This window comes from Streptomyces cacaoi, assembly GCF_006539165.1.
GTDB classification, from domain to species: Bacteria; Actinomycetota; Actinomycetes; order Streptomycetales; family Streptomycetaceae; genus Streptomyces; species Streptomyces cacaoi.
In genome coordinates, this window is the sequence record NZ_BJMM01000004.1 from 61308 (window position 1) to 85937 (window position 24630).

The 24630-nt window shown below is 74.2% G+C and carries 20 protein-coding genes; 11 read left to right on the forward strand and 9 right to left on the reverse strand.

Features of this window, described 5'->3' with window-relative positions; all coding sequences use genetic code 11:
• Window positions 1-369: 369 nt before the first annotated feature.
• The 5 genes from SCA03_RS05670 to SCA03_RS05690 form a co-directional block, all read right to left on the reverse strand.
• Complete coding sequence (locus SCA03_RS05670; RefSeq protein WP_030880353.1) at window positions 370-960, reverse strand: thioesterase family protein; 591 nt, start codon at window positions 958-960, stop codon at window positions 370-372.
• The gene (locus SCA03_RS05675; RefSeq protein WP_030880352.1) at window positions 957-1952 is read right to left on the reverse strand and encodes a 3-hydroxyacyl-CoA dehydrogenase NAD-binding domain-containing protein; all 996 of its coding nucleotides are present in this window, start codon (window positions 1950-1952) and stop codon (window positions 957-959) included. Before SCA03_RS05675 ends, SCA03_RS05670 begins: the two co-directional genes overlap by 4 nt.
• Before the next feature lie 267 nt (window positions 1953-2219).
• Window positions 2220-3113: a beta-keto acid cleavage family enzyme gene (locus tag SCA03_RS05680; RefSeq protein WP_030880351.1), complete on the reverse strand. Its 894-nt coding sequence runs from the start codon at window positions 3111-3113 to the stop codon at window positions 2220-2222.
• Between the two features lie 241 nt (window positions 3114-3354).
• Window positions 3355-4518, reverse strand: coding sequence for a TetR/AcrR family transcriptional regulator (locus SCA03_RS05685; protein ID WP_141275237.1), 1164 nt, complete (start codon window positions 4516-4518; stop codon window positions 3355-3357).
• 258 nt (window positions 4519-4776) lie between these two features.
• Complete coding sequence (locus tag SCA03_RS05690) at window positions 4777-5727, reverse strand: MurR/RpiR family transcriptional regulator (RefSeq protein ID WP_141275238.1); 951 nt, start codon at window positions 5725-5727, stop codon at window positions 4777-4779.
• A 109-nt stretch (window positions 5728-5836) separates the two neighbouring features.
• On the opposite strand from SCA03_RS05690, the gene SCA03_RS05695 reads away from it, so the two are divergent.
• The 6 genes from SCA03_RS05695 to SCA03_RS05720 all read left to right on the forward strand — a co-directional run bounded on the left by SCA03_RS05695 (window position 5837) and on the right by SCA03_RS05720 (window position 12988).
• On the forward strand, window positions 5837-7150 hold the full coding sequence (locus SCA03_RS05695; RefSeq protein ID WP_107429188.1) for a C45 family autoproteolytic acyltransferase/hydrolase: 1314 nt from the start codon (window positions 5837-5839) through the stop codon (window positions 7148-7150).
• Between the two features lie 82 nt (window positions 7151-7232).
• Window positions 7233-8981 (forward strand): ABC transporter substrate-binding protein, encoded by a 1749-nt coding sequence (locus SCA03_RS05700; protein ID WP_141275239.1) that lies wholly within the window; start codon window positions 7233-7235, stop codon window positions 8979-8981.
• A 6-nt stretch (window positions 8982-8987) separates the two neighbouring features.
• Window positions 8988-9938, forward strand: a complete 951-nt coding sequence (locus SCA03_RS05705; protein ID WP_030880345.1) for an ABC transporter permease — start codon at window positions 8988-8990, stop codon at window positions 9936-9938.
• Entirely contained in the window at window positions 9935-10813 is an 879-nt protein-coding gene (locus tag SCA03_RS05710; RefSeq protein ID WP_030880343.1) for an ABC transporter permease, read from the forward strand. Before SCA03_RS05705 ends, SCA03_RS05710 begins: the two co-directional genes overlap by 4 nt.
• Window positions 10814-10877: 64 nt before the next feature.
• Window positions 10878-12125 (forward strand): ABC transporter ATP-binding protein, encoded by a 1248-nt coding sequence (locus tag SCA03_RS05715; protein ID WP_107429182.1) that lies wholly within the window; start codon window positions 10878-10880, stop codon window positions 12123-12125.
• Window positions 12122-12988, forward strand: coding sequence for an ABC transporter ATP-binding protein (locus SCA03_RS05720; RefSeq protein WP_030880338.1), 867 nt, complete (start codon window positions 12122-12124; stop codon window positions 12986-12988). Before SCA03_RS05715 ends, SCA03_RS05720 begins: the two co-directional genes overlap by 4 nt.
• Window positions 12989-13261: 273 nt before the next feature.
• Here the strand turns inward: SCA03_RS05720 and SCA03_RS05725 are convergent, their stop codons facing one another.
• The 4 genes from SCA03_RS05725 to SCA03_RS05740 all read right to left on the reverse strand — a co-directional run bounded on the left by SCA03_RS05725 (window position 13262) and on the right by SCA03_RS05740 (window position 18669).
• On the reverse strand, window positions 13262-13990 hold the full coding sequence (locus tag SCA03_RS05725; protein ID WP_308697580.1) for a DUF5701 family protein: 729 nt from the start codon (window positions 13988-13990) through the stop codon (window positions 13262-13264).
• A 260-nt stretch (window positions 13991-14250) separates the two neighbouring features.
• Entirely contained in the window at window positions 14251-15747 is a 1497-nt protein-coding gene (locus SCA03_RS05730; protein WP_230988506.1) for an MFS transporter, read from the reverse strand.
• Between the two features lie 542 nt (window positions 15748-16289).
• A complete protein-coding gene (locus SCA03_RS05735) occupies window positions 16290-17639 on the reverse strand; it encodes an MFS transporter (RefSeq protein WP_030880330.1) in 1350 nt (449 codons plus the stop codon).
• A 142-nt stretch (window positions 17640-17781) separates the two neighbouring features.
• Window positions 17782-18669, reverse strand: a complete 888-nt coding sequence (locus SCA03_RS05740; RefSeq protein WP_086815424.1) for a DeoR/GlpR family DNA-binding transcription regulator — start codon at window positions 18667-18669, stop codon at window positions 17782-17784.
• 253 nt (window positions 18670-18922) lie between these two features.
• On the opposite strand from SCA03_RS05740, the gene SCA03_RS05745 reads away from it, so the two are divergent.
• The 5 genes from SCA03_RS05745 to SCA03_RS05765 all read left to right on the forward strand — a co-directional run bounded on the left by SCA03_RS05745 (window position 18923) and on the right by SCA03_RS05765 (window position 24618).
• Window positions 18923-19594: an HAD family hydrolase gene (locus SCA03_RS05745; protein WP_030880322.1), complete on the forward strand. Its 672-nt coding sequence runs from the start codon at window positions 18923-18925 to the stop codon at window positions 19592-19594.
• Window positions 19595-19611: 17 nt separating this feature from the next.
• Entirely contained in the window at window positions 19612-20673 is a 1062-nt protein-coding gene (locus SCA03_RS05750) for a 2-hydroxyacid dehydrogenase (RefSeq protein WP_086815425.1), read from the forward strand.
• Window positions 20670-22130 carry an FGGY-family carbohydrate kinase gene (locus tag SCA03_RS05755; protein ID WP_086815423.1) on the forward strand — a complete coding sequence of 487 codons (1461 nt, stop codon included), beginning with the start codon at window positions 20670-20672 and terminating at the stop codon, window positions 22128-22130. Before SCA03_RS05750 ends, SCA03_RS05755 begins: the two co-directional genes overlap by 4 nt.
• 130 nt (window positions 22131-22260) lie before the next feature.
• Window positions 22261-23997, forward strand: coding sequence for a dihydroxyacetone kinase family protein (locus SCA03_RS05760; RefSeq protein ID WP_086815422.1), 1737 nt, complete (start codon window positions 22261-22263; stop codon window positions 23995-23997).
• A 90-nt stretch (window positions 23998-24087) separates the two neighbouring features.
• Window positions 24088-24618, forward strand: a complete 531-nt coding sequence (locus tag SCA03_RS05765; RefSeq protein ID WP_086815421.1) for an RpiB/LacA/LacB family sugar-phosphate isomerase — start codon at window positions 24088-24090, stop codon at window positions 24616-24618.
• Window positions 24619-24630: the final 12 nt, after the last annotated feature.

Here is a 24630-nt window from a genome sequence, read left to right on the forward strand (position 1 = left end):
GCGCGGTGGCCCACGCGTCACGGTTGTCAGGTGATGAGTACGTGCTGCTGCCCCGGGAGGCGCCTCGCGCATACGGGGCGAAGGCGGAAACAGAGGCCGGCGGCAGCTAGAGACCGGATCGCTCGCACCCGCGCCGCCAGGGGACGCCGTGGCGTCCGAGCGGAGAGGTGGAGTGCGCGACCATGCGCCCATTTTGAGAGAACGTGCGTGCGTCGTCAATGTGGCGGACATCGCCCCGCGCGGGCACCCGGGAGGGGCTCGGGCGCCGCCGCGCGGGGCGATGACCTGCGGGGGCGGCACCGTCGTTGCGGGGACGGTGCCGCCGGGCCCGGCACCTCGGGGGTACCGGGCGACTGGGGGCGCGGGGCGTCAGACCCGGGGCACGGGCCCGATCGCACGCCCCGCCCAGGAGGGCGGTTCCTCGCTGAGCGCGGCGAGCCGCTCGTGCACCTCGTCGGGGAACGGCAGGCCGCCGTCCGGGCCGACGTGCAGTGCGAACAGCTCCGTCGTGGCGACGGGCGCCGCGTCCTCGGGCACGCTGCCCGCACCGGCCGTCCCGTCGGCTGCGGCGGCCTCTTCCTCGGCCTCCGGCCGCGTGCCCGCGAACATCTCGTGCGCGAACCGCAGTTTCCTGCCGTCCACGCCGAGGATCCGGGTGCGCAGGACGAGCGGGGTGCCCACGGACACCTCGCGCAGATACCGCACATGCGCCTCGACGGTGTAGAGCGAACAGCCGGTGTCCTCGCGGTAGACCGGGCCGAGGCCGACCTCGTCCATCATCGCGTCCGTGGCGTGCCCGAACACGAGGACGTAGAACGCCTCGCTCATATGGCCGTTGTAGTCGATCCACTCCGGCTGGACGGTCCGGTGGAAGTCCGGCAGCCGCCCGGGGGCCTCCGCCGCGGCCTGGGCGCCGTCGCTCGTGGCCGTCCCCGTGCGCTCGTTGGTGCCCGCGCTCATGCCGCGTCGCCCCGCTGCGCGTCCTTCTGGCCGGGGAGGCGGCCGGTGGCCCGGAGGACGTCGATCACGCCCTGGTCGCGCTCCGCCACCAGATCGGCGATCGACCGGCCCGCCGCGGCCTCGTCACAGCCGTCGACCATCGCGTCCCGCAGTGCCTTGTCCAGCTCCGGGGCCTCCAGCCGGGTCCACGGCGACTTCAGCGACGGACCGAAGTGGTCGAGCATGTGCCCCATGCCGCCCTCGCCGCCGGCCAGCGCGAACGTCAGGCACGGGCCCATGAACGCCCAGCGCAGCCCGGGCCCCTCGGTGATCGAGTCGTCGATCTCCTTCACCGTGGCCTCGCCGTTGGCGACCATGTGCAGCGCCTCGCGCCACAGCGCCTCCTGGAGGCGGTTGGCGATGAAGCCCGGCAGCTCGCGGTCCATCGTGATCACGGACTTGCCGGCCACCTCGTAGAACCGCGAGGCCCACGCGACGGCGTCCGCGGCGGTCCGCTCCCCGCCGGCGACCTCCACCAGCGGAATCAGATACGGGGGGTTGAACGGGTGCCCGACCAGCAGCCGCGAGGGGTCGGCCGCCTCGGTCTGCATGTCCGTCATCGGGTAGCCCGACGTGGAAGAGGCGATCACCACACCCGCGGGCGTGGCCGCGTCCAGCTGCGCCAGCAGCGAGCGCTTCAGCTCCAGCTTCTCGGGGGCGCTCTCCTGGACGAACTGCGCCTCGGCGCACGCCTCTTCAAGGCTCGGCGCCACGGTGAGCCGGTCGCGGGAGGCGCCCTCCGCGAGGCCGAGCTGGGTGAGCGCGGGCCAGGCGGCGTCGACCAGCCGGCGGAGCTTGGCCTCGCCGTCGGGTGCCGGGTCCCAGGCGGTCACGTCGTAACCGCGCGCCAGGAACTGCGCGACCCAGCCGCCGCCGATCACACCGGCCCCGATACAGGTGACGCGGCGGACGTCCTCGGGGGCGACGGGGTGCACGGAATCGGTTGTCGTCATGGGAAACCTCTGTGGGGGAGTCGTCGGAGGGGAGCGCCGGGGCCCGCGGCACGTCGGTCGTGCGGGGCGGGCCCCGGCGGTACGGCTCACACGCGCGTGTTGTGCCGGTGCGCGGTACGGCTCACGCACGGATGGGCCGGTGCGCCGATGCGCCGTACGGCTCACGCACGGGGTGCGCCGACGCGCGGTACGGCTCGCGCGTGGGATCGGCGGACGGCCTGTGCGCGGGGCGTCCCGTGCGCGGGGCCGCTTGCGCGTGGGGTCCGCTTACGCGCGGGGCTTCAGACCGAGGCGGACGCGGGCCTCGTCGGGCGTCGCCACGGAGGCGCCCAGCGACTCGGTGATCTGCACGGCGCGCTCGGTGAGCTGGCCGTTGGTGGCCTTGACCCCCTTGCTGAGGTACAGGTTGTCCTCCAGGCCGACCCGCACGTTCCCGCCGAGCAGGATGGACTGCGCCACCCACGGCATCTGCATCCGGCCCAGCGCGAAGCTGGCCCACTGCGCGCCCTCGGGCAGGAAGTTGACCATGGACTGGAGCACACCCGGGTCGGCGGGCGCGCCCCACGGAATGCCCATGCACAGCTGGAACACGGACGGGTCGTCCAGCAGCCCCTCCGACTGGAGCTGCTTGGCGAACCACAGCTGACCGGTGTCGAAGATCTCCAACTCGGGCCGCACACCCAGCTCCTGGATGCGCTTGGCGCCCTTCCTGAGCATCTCCGGCGTGGAGATGTAGAGGTTGTCACCGAAGTTGAGCGAGCCGCAGTCCAGGGTGCAGATGTCCGGGAGCAGGTCCTCGACGTGCGGCAGCCGGTCCAGCCCGCCGACCAGGTCGGTGCCGGGCTGTGCGCCCTTCTCCAGCGGCTGGTCGGCGTCGAGCACCAGGTCACCGCCCATACCGGCGGTCAGGTTGATGACGACGTCCGTCCCGGTCTCCTTGATCCGCTCGACGACCTCGCGGTACAGCTTCGGGTCGCGCGAGGGGTCGCCCGTCTCGGGGTCGCGGACATGGATGTGGACGACGGCCGCGCCCGCCTCGGCGGCCTCCACGGCGGAAGCGGCTATCTGCTGCGGCGTGACGGGCACGTGCGGGCTGCGGCCGACCGTGTCCCCGGCGCCGGTCAGAGCGCAGGTGACGATGACGCTGTCGTTCATGGGCATGCGGAACCTCCGTGCAGAGGGGTGGGGTTACGGGATGGGAGAGGTATGTGTCGGTTCGTCCCGGGCGTGCGGGCGTGCCGATGTGCCCGGCGTGCGGGTGCTGTGTGCAGGTGTGCGGGGCGCTTCGGGCTCGGTGTGCGGGGTGCTTCTGCCCGGCGTGCGGGTGTGGTGTGCGGGGGCGGGTGCGTTTGTGCGGGCGCGGTCGGCTCGGCTCGGGCCCGGTGGCCGGGCGGGTGGTCGGTCAGTCCGTCGGGGCCGGGGCCGGGGCCGGGGCCGGGGACGCGGCCGCGGCGGGGGTCGTGGTGGCCGCCTCGGCGGTGACCGGGGTCGTGGTCGTCGCCTCGGCGGTGACCGGGGCCGTCGTCCCAGCCGTGGGCGGGGCCAGCTCGGCGGAGACATAGGCGAGCAGCGCCTCGTGCATCGCGTCCGGGCCGGTGCCGTCCGGGTCGTCCGGGGTACTGGCCAGCACCTGGGTGGCGAGGCCGTCGATGAGGGCGGTCAGCCGCAGCGCCGCGAACTCCGGGTCGACCGGCCGGAAGACGCCCTGGGCGATGCCGCGCCGGATGACCTCCGCGACCGTCGTCCGCCACTGCCGGTAGTAGTCGACGTGCAGCCGGCCGATCGCCGTCGACCGGGCCGCCTCCGCCCACAGATCGAGCCACACCCGCCACTGGCGGCGCTGCTGCTCGCTGCGGGGCGTCTGCAACGCGATCAGCTCGCGCAGCTCGGCGGCCGCGTCCTCGGCGCCCGCCTCCCGGATCCGGGCCGCCCGGCTCGCGGTGTCCTCGTCCATGCACCAGCGGACCGACGCCTCCAGCAGCTCGGCGCGACCCGGGAAGTGGTAGTGGATCGCTGCCGTGCTGGTGGCGCAGGCGGTGGCGATGTCGGCGACGCGGACCGCGTGGAAGCCGCGCTCGGCGATCAGGCGGACCGTCTCGCGGACGATCTGGAGGGGGCGGCCCGCGGACGGGGGCGCGGCCGGGGCCGTGGCCGGGCCGCCGGATGCGGTGGGCCCCGCGGGCCCGGTGGCTCCGGCGAGCCCGCGGGGCTGTCTGTCCGTGCCGCCGGGGCCGCGGCCGCCCGCGTCGGTGTCCGTGCCCGTGCCCGTTTCCGTGGGGATGCCGGAATCCGGCTGGGTTTCCGGGGCGCGGGAGCCCAGCAGCCAACCCGGGTCGACCTCGCCCGCGTCCGCGATCCGGGCCAGTTCGGCCACGGTGAAGCGGCGGGTGCCGCTCAGCGAGCGGGACAGCTTCGACGGGTCCATCACGATCCGTCGGGCGAATTCGCGCTGGCTGCACCCGGCGGCCTCCACCACGGCGCGGACCCGGGACGCGACCTCGCCGGTCTCGTCGTCGGGCCTGCGGCCGGGGGTGGCTGCGCTCTTGGGGTCGGCCTCGTGCTGCATGGGGACCACCGTATGACGCTGTTGAGGTCATCGCAATGCCTGGGTTGGATTGCGCCTGGTTTCCTCCCGTTGTGTACAGGTATTTCCTGGGTGTTGCGATCCTGACTGGCGCATCAGTCAGTGCCTCATGTGGTGCCTCTTGTGGCGCCTCTCCCTCTTGTTTTCCGGGTTTCCGTCCGTGGTGGTGCCTTGCGCTGTGGCTGGCGCCCCCGTGCGGTTGTCGTCCCTCTTGCGGTCGGTTCGTTTTTCGGGTTCAGGTCATTTTTTTCGGGAGGTTCGGCGTGTGGGGGTGGGGCGGGGGTCGAGCAACTGTTCGCGGAGGGTGGTGAGTTGGTGGGAGGTGTCGACGGCTCGGGGCTCGTCCAGGGTGGTGAGGGCGAGGAGCAGTGCGTCGGCGACGACCAGGCCGGTCAGGCCCTCGGCGGTGATGCCGGTGGGGGTGTGCGGGGCGGTGATCACGACCTCCACGCGGTCGGCGAAGGCGTCCCCCAGCTCGTCGGTGACGAACACGACCTTGGCGCCGACGGCCCGGGCCCGCTCCACCAGGACGGTGAACTCCGTCAGCGCCCGGCCCGGCTGGAAGACGACGACCGCGTCCCCGCGCCCGATGGCCAGCAGTTCGTCGGCGAACGCGAAGCCCGTGGCGCCGAGGAAGCGGGAGCGGCGCCCGGTGCGGGCCAGTGCCAGCGCCAGGTGCCGGGCGGCGGTCTCGGAGGCGGCGATGCCGTAGCAGAACACCTCGCCGGCCTCGGCGAGCACGCTCACCGCTCGCTGGAACGTCTCCCCGTCGGTGAGTCTGCGGCAGTGCTCCAGCCGCTCCTGCGCCTCGGTGAAGACGTCGTTCCAGATGCCGCTCAGGTCGTGCCCGACGTGTGCGATGCGCTGCTGGAGGCGCACCTCGGGCGCGACGGCCGTGGTGAAGTCCGCCGCCAACTCGCGCTTGAGGGCCGGGAGTCCGGTGTAGCCGAGGCGCTGGAGGGCGCGGACGACCGTGGCGTTGCTGGTGCCGCTGGCCGAGCCCAGTTCCTGTGCGCTGGCGAACAGCAGGCCCTGCGAGGGGGTGTTCGTCAGGTACTGCGCCACGGCCCGTTCCGCGCCGGAGAGTTCCTCCCAGGAGCCCCGCACGGCGGCACGCAGCCGCTCGGCGCCCCCGGCGTCCTCCTCGGGTGCGTCGCGGTCCGGGGTCACCTGTTCTTCTGAATCCGCCATTACAGCCATTGACTTCCGTGTGAGGTGGATTACGATCCGTTCAACGCGTTCCAACGAGTCCGCGTCACGTAATGGATGTTACAGCAGGCGGGCCGCCGCGAGGAGTGACATGGCGACGAGTACGACGCAGCAGGAGGGGCAGCACCCGGAGCCCGGGCTTCCGCAACAGGCCCCGCGGGGGCCGGAGTCGGGCGCTCACGGGGGAGGCGAGCCCGCTCGGGTGCTGCCGGTCGTCGAGATCTCCGGTACGCCCGCGGAGCGCGGCCGGCAGTACGGGGAGGCGGCGCGCGGCAGGATCCACGCCGCCATGGCGTACTACGAGGCCGCGTTCGGCGCCTCCGCCGGGCTGACGTGGCCGCAGGTGACCGCCCGTGCGGCCCGCTGGCTGGAGCCGGTGCGGGAGTACGCCCCGCATCTGGCCGAGGAGATGGCGGGCATCGCCGAGGGCGCCGGGCTCGGCCTGCTCGATGTGCTGGCGCTCAACGCCCGGGGCGAGGTGCTGTACGACAAGTCGTTCGCCGCCATGGGTGAGGGTGTCGGGACGGGGGACGCCGGGCCGGGAGACGCGTCCGCCTCGGATTCCCCCACCGCACCGGCGGAGGACGAACTCCCGGACGGCTGCACCTCGTTCGCGCTCTTCGGCCCGGCGAGCGGGGACGGCCATGTGTACGCGGGCCAGAACTGGGACTGGCGGGCGGGTGTCGCCGACACCCTGGTGCTGCTGCGTGTGGTCCAGCCGCCCGCGCCCACGCTGATCATGCAGGTCGAGGCGGGCCAGATCGGCCGGCAGGGCGCCAACTCGGCGGGGATCGCGCTGAACGCCAACGGTCTGGGCGGCCGGTTCGACGAGCGGATCGGGCTGCCGCAGACGGTCGTGCGGCGCAGCGTGCTCGATCAGTCCTCGGTGACGGACGCGCTGGACGTGCTGTGCCGGGCCCGGGCCCATATCGCCAGCAATGCCCTGGTCACCTGCCGCGAGGGCTTCGCGATCGATCTGGAGACGACCCCGGCGGGGCACGGCTGGATGTATCCGACCGACGGCCTGCTGGTGCACGGCAACCACTACCAGGCCGGTGTCCCCGCCCCGCTGGCCGCCGGCGGGTACCGGCCGCTGTCCGCGGACTCCCTGGTGCGGGTGCCCCGCGCCGAGCAGGGGCTGCGCGCGGTGCGCGGGGCGCGCGGGCCGCAGGAGTCCCGGGCGCTCATCCGCCGCGCCATGTCCGACCACCTGGGCCACCCCGAGGGCCTGTGCACCCACCCCGACCCCCGCACGCCCGAGGTGAAGCACTGGATGACGCTCATCTCCTCCCTGGCCGACCTGACCACGGGCGACTACTACGCCACACCCGGCACCCCCTGCGCGCACGCCTACCAGCACGCCCCCTGGAACCTCTACGACGGCCCGCACGCCCCGGCGGGCTGAATCCCGGCCCCGCCGTCCCGGCCGCCCGCCGGTCCCGTCGTCCCCGAACGTGAGGCAGACCGACCTTCAGGAGAGCACCGCCATGCGACCGTCCCGCACCCCGCCGGGCCGAGGCCCCACGGCCCGGCCCCGCGTCCGGCCACCCGTCCCGCCGCGCCCCCGCTCCCCGCGTGCCCGTGCCCGCGCGGCTCTCGCCGTGTTCGCCGTCCTCGCGCTCGCCGCCGTGACCGCCTGCGCCGGTGCGCCCGCGCTGGGCCCGGGCGGGCCCGGCCGCGCGGGCGATCTCCCGCTGAAGGCGACGACGCCGAAGGCCGGGCGGCCGGTGGACACGGCGCGCTGGCTGCTGGAGGACGAACCTGCCTCGCTCGATCTCGACACCCAGGGCAGCAGCGCCGGCCGGATCGTCCTCACCAACGTCTGCGAGCGGCTGTACCAGTTGCGGCCGGACATGTCGGTGAAGCCGTGGCTGGTCACCCGGGAGTCCCGGCCGGACCCCACCACGCTGGTCCTCGGCCTGCGCAAGGGCGTCACCTTCCACGACGGCTCGCCCATGACCGCCGGGGACGTGCTGTGGAGCCTGAAGCGGCACGCCGACCCGGACATGGAGCAGGCGGACGAGTTCGAGAACGTCCGGAAGATGTCGGTCACCGGGCGGCACGAGATCACGGTCGAGTTCCGCAGGCCGGACGCCCTGTTCACCAAGGCGCTCGCCGGGGACGCGGGGCTGGTCTACGACCGGGAGGCGGTGCGGCGGGCCGGCAAGGACTTCGGCACCGCCGGGCAGCGGGACGCCTGTTCGGGTCCGTACCGGCTGACGAACTGGCGGTCCGGGGACTCGATCACCATCGAGCGGTACGCCGGGTACCACGGGCGCAAACCCCTCACCCGCCGGGTCGAGTTCCGCTGGGCCACCGACAGCGCACTGGTCAACGCGATGACGACCGGGGCGGCGGACGGGGTGTACGCGGAGTCGCCCAACACGGCGGCGGCCCTCTACGGCAAGAAGAAGCTCACCCAGTACTACGGCCCCAGCACCTCCACCCTCACCCTGATCCCCACCGAGCGCGGCGGGCTGGCGGATCCCTCGGTCCGCAAGGCCCTCTCGCTGGCGCTGGACCGCAAGGGGATCGCCCGGTCCGGGTACGGCGGCTTGGTGGAGCCGTGGGCGGCCAACGTCGGCTCCGGCGCCTGGGGTTACGAACGGCCGGTCTTCGCCGCCGCGCAGCGCAAGCTCGCCTCCCTCGCCCCCGAGCGTCCGGACGCGGAGGATCTGGCCCGGGCGAAGAAGCTGGTCAAACAGGCGTCCAAGGCTCCGCAGGAGCCGGTGGTGATCGGCACCGACGCGAGCCAGGGCCGCACCGTGGTGGCCAACGCGGTGCGCGCCGCACTCCAGCGCATCGGGCTCAGAGGACAGATCAAAACGGTGCCCACGGCCCAGTTCGAGGAGTTCTACAGCTCGCCGGAGGCCCGCTCGGACATCGATGTGCTGGTCGGCGACTGGTACATCTCCAAGAGCGATCCGCTCGGCTTCTACGACAACGGTCTCTCGAAGAGCCCCAACAACTGGGTCGGCTTCCGCGACAGAAGTTACGACGCGGCCCTCACCAAGGCCCAGCGCACCCTGGACGACGCCCGGCGGGCGCGGCTGACGGTCGCCGCACAACGGGAGTTCGCCGAGGCGGCGGTGTGGATCCCGGTGGCCCAGGTGCCCTCGGTGCTGGTGCTGCGCGGGGATCTGACGGGCCCGCCCGCCTCGATGGCCTATCTCTACTACCCCTGGGCCGCGGACCTCGGCAGACAGCCGGCGTCCCGCCCGGGAACGGGGGAGTGAGCGCACATGCTCGGCAGACTGCTGCGCCGCCTGGCGGGACTGGTCGCCACGCTGTTCGCGGCCTCCTTCGTGATCTTCGCCGCGGTGTATGCCGCGCCCGGCGATCCCGCGGTCTTCCTCGCCGGCGGCCGCGACAAGCTCACCCCGGAGAAGCTCGCCGCCGTCCGCGAGCAGTACCACCTGGACGAACCCCTGGTCGTCCAGTACGGCCGCTGGCTGTGGGACTGCCTGCACGGCGACCTCGGCCGCTCCTTCAAGTACACCGACCAGGTGGCGGATCTGCTCACCTCCCGGCTGCCGACCACGCTGGAGCTGGTCGCCTACGCGACGGTGCTGTTCGTGGTGTTCGGCGTGGGCGCGGGCATCGTCGCCGCGGTCCGGCGCGGCTGGGCGGACCAGGCCGTGGTCGGCGGCACCACGCTCGCCGCTTCCGTGCCGAACTTCGTCGCCGCGATCGGCCTGGTGGCACTGTTCGGGGTGCGCCTGGGCTGGTTCCCGGTCACCGGGCAGGGCTCCGGCTTCACGGGCACGCTGCACCATCTGACGCTGCCCGCCGTGTCGTTGGCGCTCGGCGCGCTGGCGGTCATCAGCCGGGTCACCCGCCAGTCGATGCTGGACGCGGCGGCATCGGACCATGTGGCGGCGGCCCGTGCCTCCGGCGTCCCCGAACGCACGCTCGTGCGGCGGCATGTGCTGCGCAACGCGCTCGGGCCGATCGTCACCATGTGCGGGCTGGTCACGGCGGGAATGCTGGCGGGAACCGTGGTGGTGGAGACGGCGTTCGGGCTCAGCGGCGTCGGCTCCCTGCTGGTCAACGCCATCAACACGCACGACTTCCCCGTCGCGCAGGCGGTGCTGCTGCTGATGGTCACCGGATACGTCGTCGTCACCAACCTCGTGGATCTCGTGCATCCGCTGCTCGATCCACGGGTGCGCGCGGAAAGGAGCGCGGCATGACCGGTCCCACCGCACCGGCACTCCCGGCCGCCCGGACGCGGCTGCGGGTCCGCGGCACCGTCCCGGCCGGCGGACTGCCCCTCGGGGTCCGCCTGGGCGCGGGGTTCCTCGCCCTCGTCGTGCTCGCCGCCGTCCTGGCGCCGCTGATCGCGCCCTATCCGCCCGACGCCATCGATCTGGACGCCTCCCTCGCGGGCACCGGCCACGCCCACTGGCTGGGCACGGACGCCTCCGGCCAGGACCTCCTGTCCCGGGTGCTGCACGGGGCGCGCACGAGCCTGGTCGCGCCGCTGCTGCTGCTCGCGCTGGCGGCACTGCTCGGCGTCACGCTGGGCACCCTGGCGGCCTGGCGCGGCGGCTGGGTGGACACGCTGGTCTCCCGGCTGACGGATGTGATGTACGCCTTCCCCGGGCTGCTGTTCGTCGTGCTGATCATCGCCGTCTTCGGTGCCGGGATGACGACCTCGGTGCTGGCGCTCGCGCTCGCCTACGCGCCGACGATCGCCAAGTACACCCGCAGTGTGGCCCTCGCGGAACGCACCAAGCCGTATGTGGACGCCTACCGCGTCCAGGGCATGGGAGGCGCGCGGATCTGCGCCTTCCATCTGGTGCCGAACCTGTCCCGGGCGGTCGTCGGCTATCTGGTGGTGCTCTTCGGCGAGGCGCTGATGAGCCTGGCCACGCTCAGCTATCTCGGTTTCGGCGCCCAGCCGCCCAGTTCGGACTGGGGCCTGATGGTGCAGGAGGGGCAGGCGGCCGTGGTGCAGGGGGCGCCGCTGCCCGCGCTGGTGCCCGGTACGGCCATCGCCGCCGTGGTGGTGGCGTTCAACATCGTCGGCGTCTGGGCCGCCGACCGGCTCGGCAGCAGGAGGTGACGTCATGACGGACACACACGGGCACCGTCCGGCGGCCGGGGCACAACCGGCGGCCGGGGCACGGATGCCGTCGGCCCGCGCCGAGCAGCCCGGCGCGGAACCGGCCCCGGCAGGATCGGCCGCGGCGGAACCGGAGGCGGCGGCCCGGGGTGCTTCGGGCGGTGCGGAGCCGCTGCTCGACATCGTGGGCCTGGGCCTCGAACTGCCGGGAGCCGCCCGCCCGTTGCTGGCGGACGTCTCGCTGCGGGTGCGGCCCGGGGAGGTGGTCGGCCTGGTGGGGGAGTCGGGCTCCGGCAAGTCGACGACGGCCAAGGCGGCGCTGGCCCTGTTCCCGGACGGCGCGCGGCCCACCGGCGAGGTCCGGGTGGCCGGAACCGATGTGCTGGCACTGCGCGGTGAGGCGCTGCGAGCGCACCGGGCGCGCACGGTCGCGATGGTGCACCAGGATCCGCGCGCCGCGCTCAACCCGGTGCGCCGCGTCGGCGACTTCCTCACCGAACGCCTCGCGCTCGCGGGCTTCGCGGGAAACCGGGCGGCGGTGCGGGGGCGCGCGGTCGAGCTGCTCGCCGAGGTCGGCCTGCCCGACCCGGCCCGTCGGCTGCGGCAGCGTCCGCACGAGCTGTCCGGCGGCATGCTGCAACGGGTCGTCATCGCCGGGGCGTTGGCGGTCGGCCCCCGCCTCCTGCTGGCCGACGAGGCGACGAGCGCGCTGGACGTCACCACCCAGGCCGAGATCCTCGATCTGCTGCGCACGGTGCGCCGCGAGCACGGCACGGGCCTGCTGTTCATCACCCACGATCTCCAGCTGGCGGCGGCGTACTGCGACCGGGTGCTGGTGATGTACGCGGGCCGCCTCGTCGAACACCGCCCGGCCGAGGCCCTGTTCACCGATCCGCGGCATCCCTACACCCGTGGCCTGCTGGAGTGCTCGCCCACGCTGGACGAGGCCGCGGCGGGGGTCCGCCCGATCCCCGGGCGCCCGCCGTCCCTCGCGGACGCCTTCCCCGGCTGCCCGTTCACGGCCCGCTGCCCGGGCGCGGAACCGGAGTGCGAGCGGTGGCAGCCGCGTCCCGTCCCCCTGCCCGGGGACGGCATGGCCGCCTGCCGCCGCCTGGCCGAGTACGAGCCGGACGGCGCGGAGAGCGGCGGCGCGGACGCCGGTACGGACGCCCGGGGCGCGGCGGCCGGTGCCGAGGGGGTGGAGAGGGCGGGAGCGGATCCGTCTCCCGGCCCGGTGGCGGTGAGCGCACCGGCACGGCGCGACGCGGCGCCGGGCCCGGTGTCCGGGACGACGGAAGGAGGCGCGGGATGACGGCGCACGGGCCGGTCGCGGGGCCGGAGGCCGCCGGGGGCGCACCCCCGGTGCTGACGGTGGACGCGCTGAGCAAGACGTATCCGCTGCCCGGCGGCGGTCGGCTCACCGCCGCCGACGCCATCGGGTTCACGGTGCCGCGGGGCGGCTCCCTCGGCATCGTCGGCGAATCGGGCTCGGGGAAGACGACGGTGGCGCGGATGCTCGTCGGTCTGGTCCGCCCGGACGCCGGCACGGTCACGGTCGACGGCCGGGCGCGCCCCGCGCGGCCCGCGCGCGGCCGGGCGGCGCGGCTGGCCAGGGCGCGGGAGATCCAGATGGTCTTCCAGGATCCGTATGTCTCGCTGGATCCGCGGTTGACGGGCCGGCAGTGCCTGCTGACGGCGCTGCGGCTGCACGGCGCGTCGGGCGCCGCGGCGGAGGAGAAGGCGGAGCGGCTGCTCGGGCAGGTCGGGCTCGGGTCCCGCGAGGGGGCGGCCCGGCCGCACGCGCTCTCCGGCGGCCAGCGTCAACGCCTCGCCATCGCACGCGCGTTGGCGGTGGAGCCCCGGGTGCTGGTGCTGGACGAGGCGGTGGCGGCGCTGGACGTCTCCATCCAGGCGCAGATCCTCCAGTTGCTGGGGGAGGTGCGCCGGGAGACGGGTGTGGCGCTCGTGTTCGTCAGCCACGATCTGGCCGTCGTCCGGCACATCACCGAGGCGACGCTGGTGATGCGGCGCGGCACGGTGGTCGAGCAGGGCCCGACCCGCAGCGTGCTGGCCGCTCCCGTGACGCCCTACACCCGGGCCCTGTTGGCCGCCGTCCCCCGCCCCGGCTGGGACCCGGCGGCGGCCCTCCGAGCCGCCGCCCCGGACACACCATGACCGGCCCGGACCTTGTGTCCCCCCCCTGACCGTGAGCGCCTGGCTTCGTGATTGCCCGGACGCACCGTGACCGCCCGGCCTCGTGACCGCCCGGACACACCGTGCGCCCGGCCTCGTGACCGCCCGGACGCACCGTGCGCCCGGCCTCGTGACCGGCCCGGCCTCGTGCCCGCTCCGGCATCACGATCGCCCCGCCCCGTAAGCGGCCCGACGTGGGCCGGGGCCCGGCCGGTGGGTGCGCCGGGCCCCGACTGCCGTACGGCCGGGCCCGGTTCAGGCCGCCACGCGGGTGGCCGCCGAGGCCATGCCCAGCCAGGAGTGCGGATTGCCCTCCCAGCACCAGCCCAGCTTGGGGGCGCGTTCGCTGATCCAGAGGGCCGGGACGCGGCGGTCGCCGCACCGGGAGGCGCCCAGGGAGAAGCACCGGTTCTTGGCGAGGGCGCCGGGGAAGTGGGTGACGAAGGCCAGTCCCTCCTCGATGGTGAGCGGGGTCCGGCCGCGTTCGGCGAGCGTGGTCAGCGCACCGCGGGGCACGGCTCCGCAGAACTCCTCACCGCGGTCGGCGTCGAGCAGGAGGTAGGCGGCGGCGGGCGGCTCGGTCTTCTCGACGGGGACGAACTTCTCCAACGCCCCTTCCTCGTAGTGCCGGTCGATGACGCCGGGCTTCCGCCCGCCGCTCAGTCGCAGCAGCGGGACCGTCTCCTCCACGGGGGCCAGCTCCCGGGTGACGACGAGGAGGAACGGGGCGTGCCCCGTCGTCTCGTCGCCGGGGTCGCCGGTCTCCCGCAGCCCCGGCGCGTGCCGCGCGACGTCCTCGACGACGTCGCGCAGGGGGTGCACCAGGGCGGAGAACTCCTCCTCGGTCCGTCCGGAGAGGGCCGGAAAGCCCTGTGTCAGCAGGGTGTTGAGCTGTCGGTCGAACTCACGCGTGGCTTCGGTGACGTTCAGGGGGTCTCCTCCCGCGCGGCCTCGACGGCCGTTCCGCTCCCGCTCCCGGTGCAGGTGTCGGCATCGGTTCGGGTTCCGTTCCCGGCTCTTCCCCGGGCTCTCTTCTTACGTCGGCGGTAAAAATAAGCACGGGCCCCCGTGGCGTCAAGAGAAATATACGTCCGGTGTAAGGAGGGCGGCTCGACTCGTCCGGAGCCCGCCCGGTCCCCGCCGTCCGCGGCGCGCCCCAGCCCCGTTCCGCCCCGCCCCGGGCCCGTCCCGGCGCGGGACCGGAACGGGCAGGGGCGAGGCGGTGAGACAGGGGGGGCAGGCGGTCAGCTGTGCACGGCGTCGGCGTCGGCGTCCGGGTCCGTACCGGTGGGGGCGGCGGACCGGCCGACGGCCCGCATGCAGAGGGCCACGAGCGGGACCGCCGCGAGGACACCGACCGTGGCCCAGGTGAACGCCGTCCGGTACCCGGCGGCCGAGCCGGCCGAGGAGCCGGCGGCGGGGGCGAGGGCGGCGCCGACGAGGACGGCCAGGCCGAGGGAGCCGCCGAGCTGGTCGACGGAGCGCTGGACGCCGGAGGCGAGCCCGGCGTCCTCCTCGGTGACCCCGTGCAGGGCGGCGTTCTGGAGGGCGATCAGTCCGAGCCCCATCCCGACGGCCATGGCGAGCATGCCGGGCACGAGGTCGGTCCACAGCTCGCCCTCGTCGGGCAGCAGCGCCAGCCAGCCGCCGCCGGCCGCTGCACACAGCAGCCCGGTGACGGCCGTCCCGCGCAGCCCGAGCACCGGCACGATCCGGCCGACGACCGAGACGCTGAGCAACAGGGCCGCGCAGAACGGGAGATACGCGAGCCCGGCGTGCAGCGGGCTCATGTCGAGCACCCGCTGCATATAGAGGGTGGCCAGGAAGAAGGTGGTGGACAGCGCGGCGCTCAGCAGGACGGTGGCGGCGTTGGCGGCCGTCCGGGTGCGGTGGGCGAAGAACCGCAGCGGCACCAGGGGCTGCGGCGAGCGGGCCTGGGCCAGGGCGAACAGGGCGAGCGCCGCGAGCCCGCCGGCCAGCGGCAGCAGCACTCCGGCGGAGCCCCAGCCGTGGTCGGCGGCGCGCAGGACGCCGTACACCAGCGCGAGCGGTCCCACGGTGAGGAGCCCGGCCGAGGGGAGGCCGAGGCGCCGGCCGCGGGGGAGGGCCCGCGCCTCGCCCGGGTCCGCTGCCGGGTGCCGCGGGTCGGCCGGGACGACGAGCGGGGTCAGCAGGAGCACGGCGGCGGTGAGCGGGACGTTGACGAAGAAGATCCAGCGCCAGTGCAGCAGTTCGGTCAGCACACCGGACAGCAGGACGCCGCCGACCAGGCCGAGGCTGGAGATGCCGCCCCACACGCCCAACGCACGGGCGCGGTCGGCGGGTTCGGGGAAGAGCAGCGCGATGAGCGCCATCGCGGCGGGTGCGGCCAGCGCCTCGCCGGCACCCTGGCCGAACCGGGCGGCGAGCAGCACGGCCGTGCCGTCGGCGACCCCGGCCAGCAGCGAGGAGGCGCCGAACAGCAGGGCGCCGAGGAGGAACATCCGGCGCCGGCCGAACAGGTCGCCGAGGCGGCCACCGAGCAGCAGGAGGCCGCCCCCGGCGAGCATGTAGCCGGTGACGACCCAGGTCAGGGCGGCGGGGTCGGCGTCGAGGTCGGCGCCCATGGACGGCAGCGCCACATTGACGACGGTCACGTCGAGTGCGATCAGGCACTGGAGGACGGACAGCACGGCGAGCGCGTACCAGCGGTGTGCGGGCGCGCGCAGGCCGGAGGAGGGTACAGAGGACGAGGAAGGCACGGAAGGACTCCCGGAACCGTGAGTGCCGGCCGGAGCCCGGAGCGGGCGGGGCCGGTGAAGTGGACGGGGCAAGCACCTGACGACCCGCGTACGGCGGGTCGGAGCACGCCTGCGGCACCGCGTCCGCGCAGGGGTGCGCGGGCAGCGCGCGCGGATGTGCGCGGGCTGCGGACGGCGGTGCCGGAGCGCCGCGGAGTCAGTCCGTGACGGCGACGGCAGCTGTGGCGGCGCTTGCCATGGGAGCCCTTCCTGATCGGCCGGCGGTGTCCGCTGCCGCCGGGGCGGGAGCGGGGCCGGAAGTGCGGGTGCGGCGGCGGTACTTGGCCGCCGCCGGTCGGCGGGGCGAGTGTACGGACGCGGCCGTGGCTCCCGCAATCCGCCCGTGCGCTGCGGGTCCGTCGCCGGGGTGGGCGGCCCGTCCGGCGGGGTGCGGTCCCCGACGCACCAGCGCCCCGTCGGCCGCTGGCGGACCAGTCGGCCGACGGGGCGTCCGGCGACCCGCACGAGGCGGGAGGGGAGCCGGGTCGATAAGACGCGGGGGATCAGGCGGGGGTCGGGGCGGCGTCGGTGCCCTTCTCCAGGCTCCGGCCGGACGGGCCGGGGGAGTCCGGGGCGCCCGGGCCGCTCTTCTCCTCGGGCATCTTGAGGAAGAAGGTCAGCACGAGGGCGACCAGGTACAGCGCGAGGAAGACGATCGTCACGCCGCCCGCGCCGACCAGCGGCAGGAAGAGGCTGGCGATGGCGGGGCCGACGAAGGTCGCGCCGCCCGCGCCCAGGTTGAGCAGGGCCATCGCGCCGCCCTTGTTCTCCGGGGCCATGTTGGGGATGAGCGCGGAGATCGGCACGAAGCCGGCGAGGGTGGCGCCGTAGAGCATGCCGGCGAGCACCGCGACCCAGTAGTAGTCCGGGCCGAGCCACGTGGGCACGAAGTACAGGACCGTGACGCTGATCGCGCAGCCGAGGGCGCCGAAGGTCGCGATGGTGGTGCGCCAGCCGATCCGGTCGGAGATGGCGCCGAAGAAGAGATTGAAGAAGATGTTGGTGCCGTAGATGATCGCCAGCAGCTGGAGCCACTTGTCGGTGCCGAAGCCGACGTCGTCGGAGAAGATCCGCGGCAGGTAGACCAGCATGCCGAACTCGGGCGCCGTGTTGATGACCCGCACCAGGCAGCCGACGAGGACGCGGGGGTGCGTCCAGATGATCGAGACGCTCTCGTAGAGGCTCTGCCCGGTGGTGACCTCCGGCGCGGCCAGCCGCTCGCCGCCCTCCCGCTTCTTCGCGCCGAGCAGGGCGATGCCGCCGCCGACGAGGATGAGCCCGAGCGCGCTCCACAGGGTCCCCATGTGCCCGATGCCGGGGATGGTGAAGCTGGACCACAGCGAGCCGAGCGTGGGCAGACCGCCGGTGAAGGCGAAGTAGAACCAGCCGACGGCGGTGCCGAGGCGTGCCTTGGGCGCGGTGCCGGTGATCCAGACGAGGAAGCCGAAGGCGAACAGCGGGTAGCCGAAGCCGCGGATGCCGTAGAAGACGAGCATCAGCGCGTAGTTCTCGGTGCCGAGCGCGAACAGCAGGTAGAGCGCGTCGAAGACGGCCCAGATGGCCAGGCCCACCCACATCACCTTGCGCGGGCCCCACACCTGGGAGAGCGCGCCGGAGAACCAGGAGGCGAGCATCACGGCGATGCCGTAGACGGTGATGACGTAGCCCGCCTTCACGTCGGTGCCGGCGCCGTGGTCGGCCATGTACGGCGAGATGAAGCCGCTCTCCACGCCGTCGCCGATCATGAACAGCAGGACGCCGATGTACCCGAGCAACAGGGGCTTCGGGATTCCTATCCGGTCGAGCAGTCCTCTCCCGCCGGCTGTGCCCAGCGCCGTCGCTTGGTCCGGCATCACGGCCTCCACTCCGAGGTAACCACTTGGTGCACCGGAGATACTCAGCCGCTCCGCAATAAATATCAAGAGGGATGTTAAAGATAACCGCGTCTCGTGTTAAACCACGAGAGGAGGCCGCGGGCCGGCGCACCGGCCGTGATCAGCTCTTCTCCGCCCCGGCGGCCCCGGCGGCCCCGGCGGCCCCCGGCTCCCGGCCGGAATCCGCGGCGGAGCGGGGACGCTGCCGCCCGCCCGCCTCGCCGGCGACCCGCACATCGGTCAGCTTCCGCATCTCGGCCAGGACGTCCTCGTCCACCGGGCCGGTCAGCACCACGTGGTCGAAGCTGTCCACGGGCTCCAGCCGGTGCAGCGCGCTGCGGCCGACCTTGCTGTGGTCCATCATCAGCACGCTCACCGAGCCGGCCTCGCACATGGCCCGCTTGAGCGCGACCATCTCCTGCTCCTGGTGGTAGGTCATCGCACCCGTCATCGCCGAGGTCGACACCAGCGTCAGGTCCACCGAGAAGCTGCTCACCATCTCCAGGGCCGACAGGCCGATCCAGGAGTCGTGGGTGCGCGAGTACTCGCCGCCGACGCCGATCAGCCGGATGTCCTCGGCGGCCCGCAACTCCTCGGTGATCAACCGGTAGTTGGTGACCACCGTGAGCGGTCCGACCTGCGGCAGCTGACGGGCGAGGGCGAGCGCGGTGGTCGAGTCGTCCAGCATCAGCGACATCCCCGGCGTGACGAACCGCAGCGCCGCGCGCGCCAGCGCGTTCTTCTCGCCGGAGTGCGCGTGCAGCCGGAAGTCGGAGCTGGACTCGAACACGGTGGACGGCTGGGCCGAGACCCCGCCGTGGTACTTGCGCAGAATGCCGCGGTCGGCCAGCTCGGCGATGTCCCGGTGCACCGTCATGAGGCTCACGCCGGTCAGCTCGGTGAGTTCCGCCACGGAGGCGTCCCCCTGCGCCAGCACGTGGTCGACGATCAGTTGCTGGCGCTTCTGGCGCGTGACGCGGCCCTGCCGCCCCGATTCCTGGGAGCTCATACGGCCATCCTGCACCGTGCCCGGGGCGCTGTGTGCGGCGGACCGGGACGAGACTCCCATCAGCACTGTTGCGGGTACCACCACACTCGTGACAGATAACAACACCGGTGTTAAATTCACAGAGACCGCGACGGAAGCGATCCCCGGAACCCCGGGCCCGGTGCCGGGCAGCACCGTGCAGGGGCACGGTCCGTGGGCCGGGGGCGTGATCGGATGAACCGCGCGCGGGCGTAGATACGAAGGGGTACCGGCCGTGGCCGAAGCAGTGGTGTTTGACATGGACGGAGTGCTCGTCGAGAGCGAGCATCTCTGGGAGGGCCTGTGGACCGCGTTCGCCGCCGACCGCGGCAAGCAGTGGGGCCCCGAACAGACCCGGAGCTGCCAGGGCATGAGCGCCCCCGAGTGGGCGGCGTTCCTCACCGACTTCGCACAGGGCGGTGACAGCGCCGAGGATACCGAGCGCACCGTCGTCGACGGCATGATCAAGGCGCTGGAGGACGGCGAGATCGATCTGCTGTCCGGCGCCCGGGAGATGGTCACCGAGGCCGCCGCGCTCGGCCCCATCGCGCTGGCCTCGTCCGCGCCGCGCCGGGTCATCGACGCCGTCCTCGCCCACCACGGTGTCGACCACCACTTCAAGGCCACCGTCTCCTCCGCCGAGGTGCCGCGCGGCAAGCCCAGCCCGGACGTCTACCTCGCCGCCGCGCAGAAGCTCGGCGTGCCGGCGGCCCGCTGCCTGGCCGTCGAGGACTCCAGCAACGGGCTGCGGGCCGCCGCCGCTGCCGGGATGACGGTCGTCGCCATCCCCAACCCCACCTACCCGCCGGCCGAGGACGCCCTCGCCGGCGCCGCGTACGCCGCGGACAACCACGACGACGTGCGCCGCTACCTGCTCTCCCAGCTCAAGGAAGGTGACCGGGCGTGACCACGGCCAAGGAACCGATCAAGGTCCTCGCGTCGGGCGACCACTTCATCGCCCCCCAGCTCTTCGTCGACGCGCTGAAGTCCGCCGCCCCGGAGCTGGAGTTCGACTTCCGCACCCAGACGACCCCCTGGCCGCTGGAGCCGTTCGGCCCCGTCGGCAACGTCAAGGAGGCCAGCGGCACCGAGGAGCAGCTGCTCGAAGCGCTCGGTGACGCGGAGATCGCGCTGGTCCAGATGGCGCCGTTCACCGCCGACGTCATCCGCGAGGCGCCGAACCTCAAGCTGATCGGTGTCGCCCGCGGCGGCCCCGTCAACGTCGACGTGGAGGCCGCGACCGCCGCCGGCATCCCCGTCACCTTCACCCCCGGCCGGAACGCCGCTGCCGCCGCCGAGTTCGCCATCGGGCTGATGCTCGCCGCGCTGCGCCGCATCCCCTCCTCGGACGCCGAGTTGAAGAAGGGCACCTGGCGCGGCGACTACTACGCCATCGAGAACGCCGGCATCGAGCTGGACGGCACCACCGTCGGCCTCGTCGGCTACGGCGCCATCGGCTCCATCGTCGCCCGGGTGCTGCGTGCCTTCGGCTCGCACGTCCTGGTCGCCGACCCCTACACCGACCCCGCCAAGGCCGAGGCCGACGGTGTCGAACTCGTCGCGCTGGAGGAGCTGTTGCGCCGCAGCTCCGTCGTCAGCCTGCACGCCCGGGTGACGCCCGAGACCCGGCACATGCTGAACGCCGACAACCTCAAGCTGCTGCCGGAAGGCGCCGTGCTGGTCAACTCCGCGCGCGGTGAACTGATGGACTACGGCCCGCTGCCCGAGATGCTGCGCACCGGCCGGCTCGGCGCCCTCGCGCTGGACGTCTACGACGTCGAACCGCCGCCCGCCGACTGGCCGCTGCGCCAGGCGCCCAACGTCATCACCACCCCGCACCTGGCGGGCGCCACCCGGCAGACCGCCGACCGGGCCGCCGCCATCACCGCGGCCCAGGCCGCCGCGTTCCTGCGCGGTGAGCGTCCGCAGTTCGTCACCAACCCCGAGGCGCTCCCGGGAGCGGACGGGGCAGGACGGCCGTCATGATCGTCGGGGTCGACGTCGGCACCTCGGTCACCAAGGCCCAGCTGATCGCGCGGGACGGGCGCACCTCGCCCGCGCACGAGGCCCGCAGCACCGTCTACACGCTGCCGGGCAACCGCGTCGAGCAGGACATGGACGAGGTGGTGGCCACCGTCGTCACCGTCGTTCGGGCCGCCGTCGCCGACGCCGCCGACCTCTGCCCGGACGAGCCCGTCGAGGCGCTCGCGCTCACCGGCCAGGGCGACGGGCTCTGGCTGCGGGACGCCGAGGGGCGCCCCGTCGGCCGGGCCCTGTCCTGGATGGACGGGCGGGCCGCGCCCGTCCTCGACCGGTGGCTGCGGGACGGCACGGCCGCCAAGGTGCACGCGCGCACCGGCGCCGGCATGTTCCCCGGCGCCGCCGGCCCCCTCCTCGCCCACCTCGCCGAGCACGAGCCGGAGCGCCTGGAGCGCGCCGACGTCGCCGGGTACTGCGTCGACACCATCGCGCAGCGCTTCACCGGCGAGCGCACCGTCGACGCCTCCGACGCCTCCGTGCCGTTCCTCGACGTGACCTCCCGTGCCTACGACGAGACCGCGCTGGAGCTGTGCGGGCTCACCCGCTGGCGGCATCTGCTCGCCGAGCCCGCGCCGCCCGGCGCCCTCGGCCGGCTGCTGCCCGAGGCCGCAGCCGAGCTGGGGCTGCCCGCCGGACTCTCCGTCTCCGCTGGGCCGTTCGACATCCCCGCCTGCGGTTTCGGCGCCGGTCTGGAGGAGCCCGGGCAGGGCAACCTCATCATCGGCACCACCCTCGCCTGCCAGGTGCTGAGCACCGACCCGGCGCCTGCGGACAACGGCGAGGCCGCCGGCATGGTGCTGGCCACCCCGCGCGAGGGCCGCTACCTCAAGGTCATGCCCGCCATGATCGGCACCGCCGGTCTGGACTGGCTGCTGAAGATGCTGGGCGTACGCATCGAGGAGCTGGACGCACTGCTCGCCCAGTCGCCCTACGGGGCGGGCGGGGTGACGGCGCTGCCGTTCCTGTCCACCAGCGGGGAGCGCGCACCCTTCGTGGACGCGCGGGCGCGTGGACGGCTCGACGGGCTCTCACCGTTGACGTCGCGCGCCGATCTCGTCCGGGCACTGTGCGAATCGGTCGCCTACTCGGCGCGGCACTGCCTGGAGACGCTCGGCGCCTCCGGGGAGATCACCGCCTCCGGCGGCGGCGCACGCTCCGGCGAGTGGGGCCGGATCTTCGCCGGTGTCCTCGGCCGGGACGTGCACGTGCGGGAGGACGCCGTCGGCATCCGCGGTGCCGCGCGGGTGGCCTGGGAGGCGCTCGGCGTCGGCATCGACACCGCTGCGCCCGGCTGGCGGGCCGCCGCCCGCACCGTCCGGGCCGACGCGGAGGCCGTCGCCCACTACCAGGACGGCTACGCCCGCTACCTCCGCGACCTCACCGCGGCCCGCGCGGGCTGGTGAACCCCTCCGTGCCCCGCCCCGGCCCGGGTGGAGAGCCCGTCCGGCGCCGGGCCGGCGCTCCGGCGACGGCCCCGGACGGCAGGGCGCGGGGCAGATCGACATACGCGTGCCAGACGCTGGAGCTGAGCTCATGACCAGGTTGTTCAACGACCCGTCCACCTTCACCGAAGACATGATCGCCGGCTTCGCCGCCGCGCACGCCGAGCACGTCCGCGAGGTCCCCGGCGGGGTCGTGCGTGCCCACCGCCCGGCCCGCCCGAAGGTCGCCGTCCTCACCGGCGGCGGCTCCGGCCACTACCCGGCGTTCTGCGGCGTCGTCGGCCCCGGTTTCGCCGACGGCTCGGTCATCGGCAACGTGTTCACCTCGCCGAGCGCGGCCCAGGCGCGCTCCGTCGCCGTCGAGGCCGACAGCGGCGCCGGCGTGCTGTTCATGTTCGGCAACTACGCCGGCGACGTGATGAACTTCGGCCTGGCCGCCCGGCAGTTGACCGACGAGGGCATACCCGCGAAGACCTTCGCCGTGACGGACGACATCGCCAGCGCGCCCGCCGAGGACACGAGCAAGCGGCGCGGCATCGCGGGCGGCTTCACCGTCTACAAGACGGCGTCGGCCGCGGCGGAGGAGGGCGCCTCGCTGGACGAGGTCGTCCGCGTCGCCGAGCACACCAACGCCCGCACCCGCACCCTCGGCGTCGCCTTCGCCGGCTGCACGCTGCCGGGCCACCGTGAGCCGCTGTTCACCGTCCCCGAGGGCCGGCTGGGCCTCGGCCTGGGCATCCACGGCGAGCCCGGGGTCAGCGAGAGCGATCTGGCGACCGCCGACGAGCTGGCCCGCACCCTCGTCGAGGGCCTGCTGGCGGAACGGCCCGAGGGCGCGGGCAGCCGCGTCGCGGTCCTCCTCAACGGCCTCGGCGCCACCAAGTACGAGGAGCTGTACGTGCTGTGGGGCTCCGTCGCCCGGCTGCTGGCCGAGGCGGGCCTGGAGCCGGTACGGCCCGAGGTGGGCGAGCTGGTCACCTCGCTGGACATGGCCGGCTGCTCGCTGACGCTGACCTGGCTGGACGACGAGCTGGAGCGGCTGTGGCTCGCCCCGGCCGACAGCCCCGCCTTCCGCCGCGGCGAGGTCGCCGCGGCCACCGGACCGGCCGCGGCGGCACGGGACACCCCCGAGCCTCGTGCCGCCGCGGCTGCCGCGCCCGCGCCGGTCGCCACCGGTACGGCCCGGCGCACGGCCGCCGCCGCCGTCACGGCGCTGCGCGCGGCCCACACCGTCCTGCACGAGCAGGAGGAGGCGCTCGGCAAGCTCGACGCCATCGCCGGGGACGGCGACCACGGCCGCGGCATGTGCAAGGGCGTGGACGCCGCGCTCGCCGCCGCCGAGAAGGCGCACACCGCCGAGTCCGCGCCGGCCGCGCTGCTCGGTGCCGCCGGCGACGCCTGGGCGGCGGAGGCGGGCGGCACCTCCGGTGCGCTGTGGGGCGCGGGGCTGCGTGCCTTCGGCTCCGCACTGCCCGACGACCGCGCGCCCGAGCCGGCGGAGCTGGCGGCCGGTGCACAGGCGGCGCTGGAGGCCGTCACCGGGCTGGGCGGCGCGGAACCGGGCGACAAGACGCTGGTCGACGCGCTGCACCCGTTCGTCACGGCCTTCGTCCGGGACACCGGTGCGGGCGGGTCCGCTGCCGCCGCCTTCGCCGCCGCCGCGCGGGAGGCGCGTACGGCGGCCGAGACCACGGCGCAGCTGCGGCCCCGGCTCGGCCGGGCCCGCCCGCTGGCGGAGCGCAGCGTCGGCACCCCGGACCCGGGCGCCACCTCGCTCGCCACGGTCCTGAACACCGTCGCCGACGCCCTCGGCACGGCCGGTTCCTGAGCGCCCGCCGCCGCATCCGACCCGAGCGACCGGCCCCGGTCCCGGACCGGTCCTCCGCACCCTCGTCCTCGTCCTGGAGGAAGCACCCCGATGAGCAGCACCACGGCACCCCGCCCGTTCCGGATCGTCGTCGGCAGCGACGACGCCGGTCTCGACTACAAGGAAGCACTGAAGAAGGACCTCGCGGCCGACCCCCGCGTCGCCGAGGTGACCGACGTCGGCGTCGTGCCGGAAGGCACAGCGGGAACAGCAGGCACAGCAGCGGAGGGAGCCGCGCCCGCCCCGGCCGACACCGCCTACCCGCACGTCGCCGTCGAGGCCGCGCGCCGCGTCGCCGAGGGCAAGGCGGACCGCGCGCTGCTGATCTGCGGCACCGGCCTCGGCGTCGCGATCAGCGCGAACAAGGTGCCGGGCATCCGCGCCGTGACCGCGCACGACAGCTACTCCGTGCAGCGCTCGGTCCTCAGCAACGACGCCCAGGTGCTGTGCTTCGGCCAGCGCGTCATCGGCCTGGAGCTGGCCCGCACCCTGCTCGACGAGTGGCTCGACCAGCACTTCGACGCCTCGTCGCCGTCCGCCCGCAAGGTCGCCGCCATCAGCGGCTACGAGCAGGGCTGCTGACACCCGGCCCGC

Coding starts and splice junctions, on each gene's coding strand:
- SCA03_RS05670 (WP_030880353.1), bottom strand. CDS start 960: ATGAGCGCGGGCACCAACGAGCGCACGGGGACGGCCACGAGCGACGGC.
- SCA03_RS05675 (WP_030880352.1), bottom strand. CDS start 1,952: ATGACGACAACCGATTCCGTGCACCCCGTCGCCCCCGAGGACGTCCGC.
- SCA03_RS05680 (WP_030880351.1), bottom strand. CDS start 3,113: ATGCCCATGAACGACAGCGTCATCGTCACCTGCGCTCTGACCGGCGCC.
- SCA03_RS05685 (WP_141275237.1), bottom strand. CDS start 4,518: ATGCAGCACGAGGCCGACCCCAAGAGCGCAGCCACCCCCGGCCGCAGG.
- SCA03_RS05690 (WP_141275238.1), bottom strand. CDS start 5,727: ATGGCGGATTCAGAAGAACAGGTGACCCCGGACCGCGACGCACCCGAG.
- SCA03_RS05695 (WP_107429188.1), top strand. CDS start 5,837: ATGGCGACGAGTACGACGCAGCAGGAGGGGCAGCACCCGGAGCCCGGG.
- SCA03_RS05700 (WP_141275239.1), top strand. CDS start 7,233: ATGCGACCGTCCCGCACCCCGCCGGGCCGAGGCCCCACGGCCCGGCCC.
- SCA03_RS05705 (WP_030880345.1), top strand. CDS start 8,988: ATGCTCGGCAGACTGCTGCGCCGCCTGGCGGGACTGGTCGCCACGCTG.
- SCA03_RS05710 (WP_030880343.1), top strand. CDS start 9,935: ATGACCGGTCCCACCGCACCGGCACTCCCGGCCGCCCGGACGCGGCTG.
- SCA03_RS05715 (WP_107429182.1), top strand. CDS start 10,878: ATGCCGTCGGCCCGCGCCGAGCAGCCCGGCGCGGAACCGGCCCCGGCA.
- SCA03_RS05720 (WP_030880338.1), top strand. CDS start 12,122: ATGACGGCGCACGGGCCGGTCGCGGGGCCGGAGGCCGCCGGGGGCGCA.
- SCA03_RS05735 (WP_030880330.1), bottom strand. CDS start 17,639: ATGCCGGACCAAGCGACGGCGCTGGGCACAGCCGGCGGGAGAGGACTG.
- SCA03_RS05740 (WP_086815424.1), bottom strand. CDS start 18,669: ATGAGCTCCCAGGAATCGGGGCGGCAGGGCCGCGTCACGCGCCAGAAG.
- SCA03_RS05755 (WP_086815423.1), top strand. CDS start 20,670: ATGATCGTCGGGGTCGACGTCGGCACCTCGGTCACCAAGGCCCAGCTG.
- SCA03_RS05760 (WP_086815422.1), top strand. CDS start 22,261: ATGACCAGGTTGTTCAACGACCCGTCCACCTTCACCGAAGACATGATC.
- SCA03_RS05765 (WP_086815421.1), top strand. CDS start 24,088: ATGAGCAGCACCACGGCACCCCGCCCGTTCCGGATCGTCGTCGGCAGC.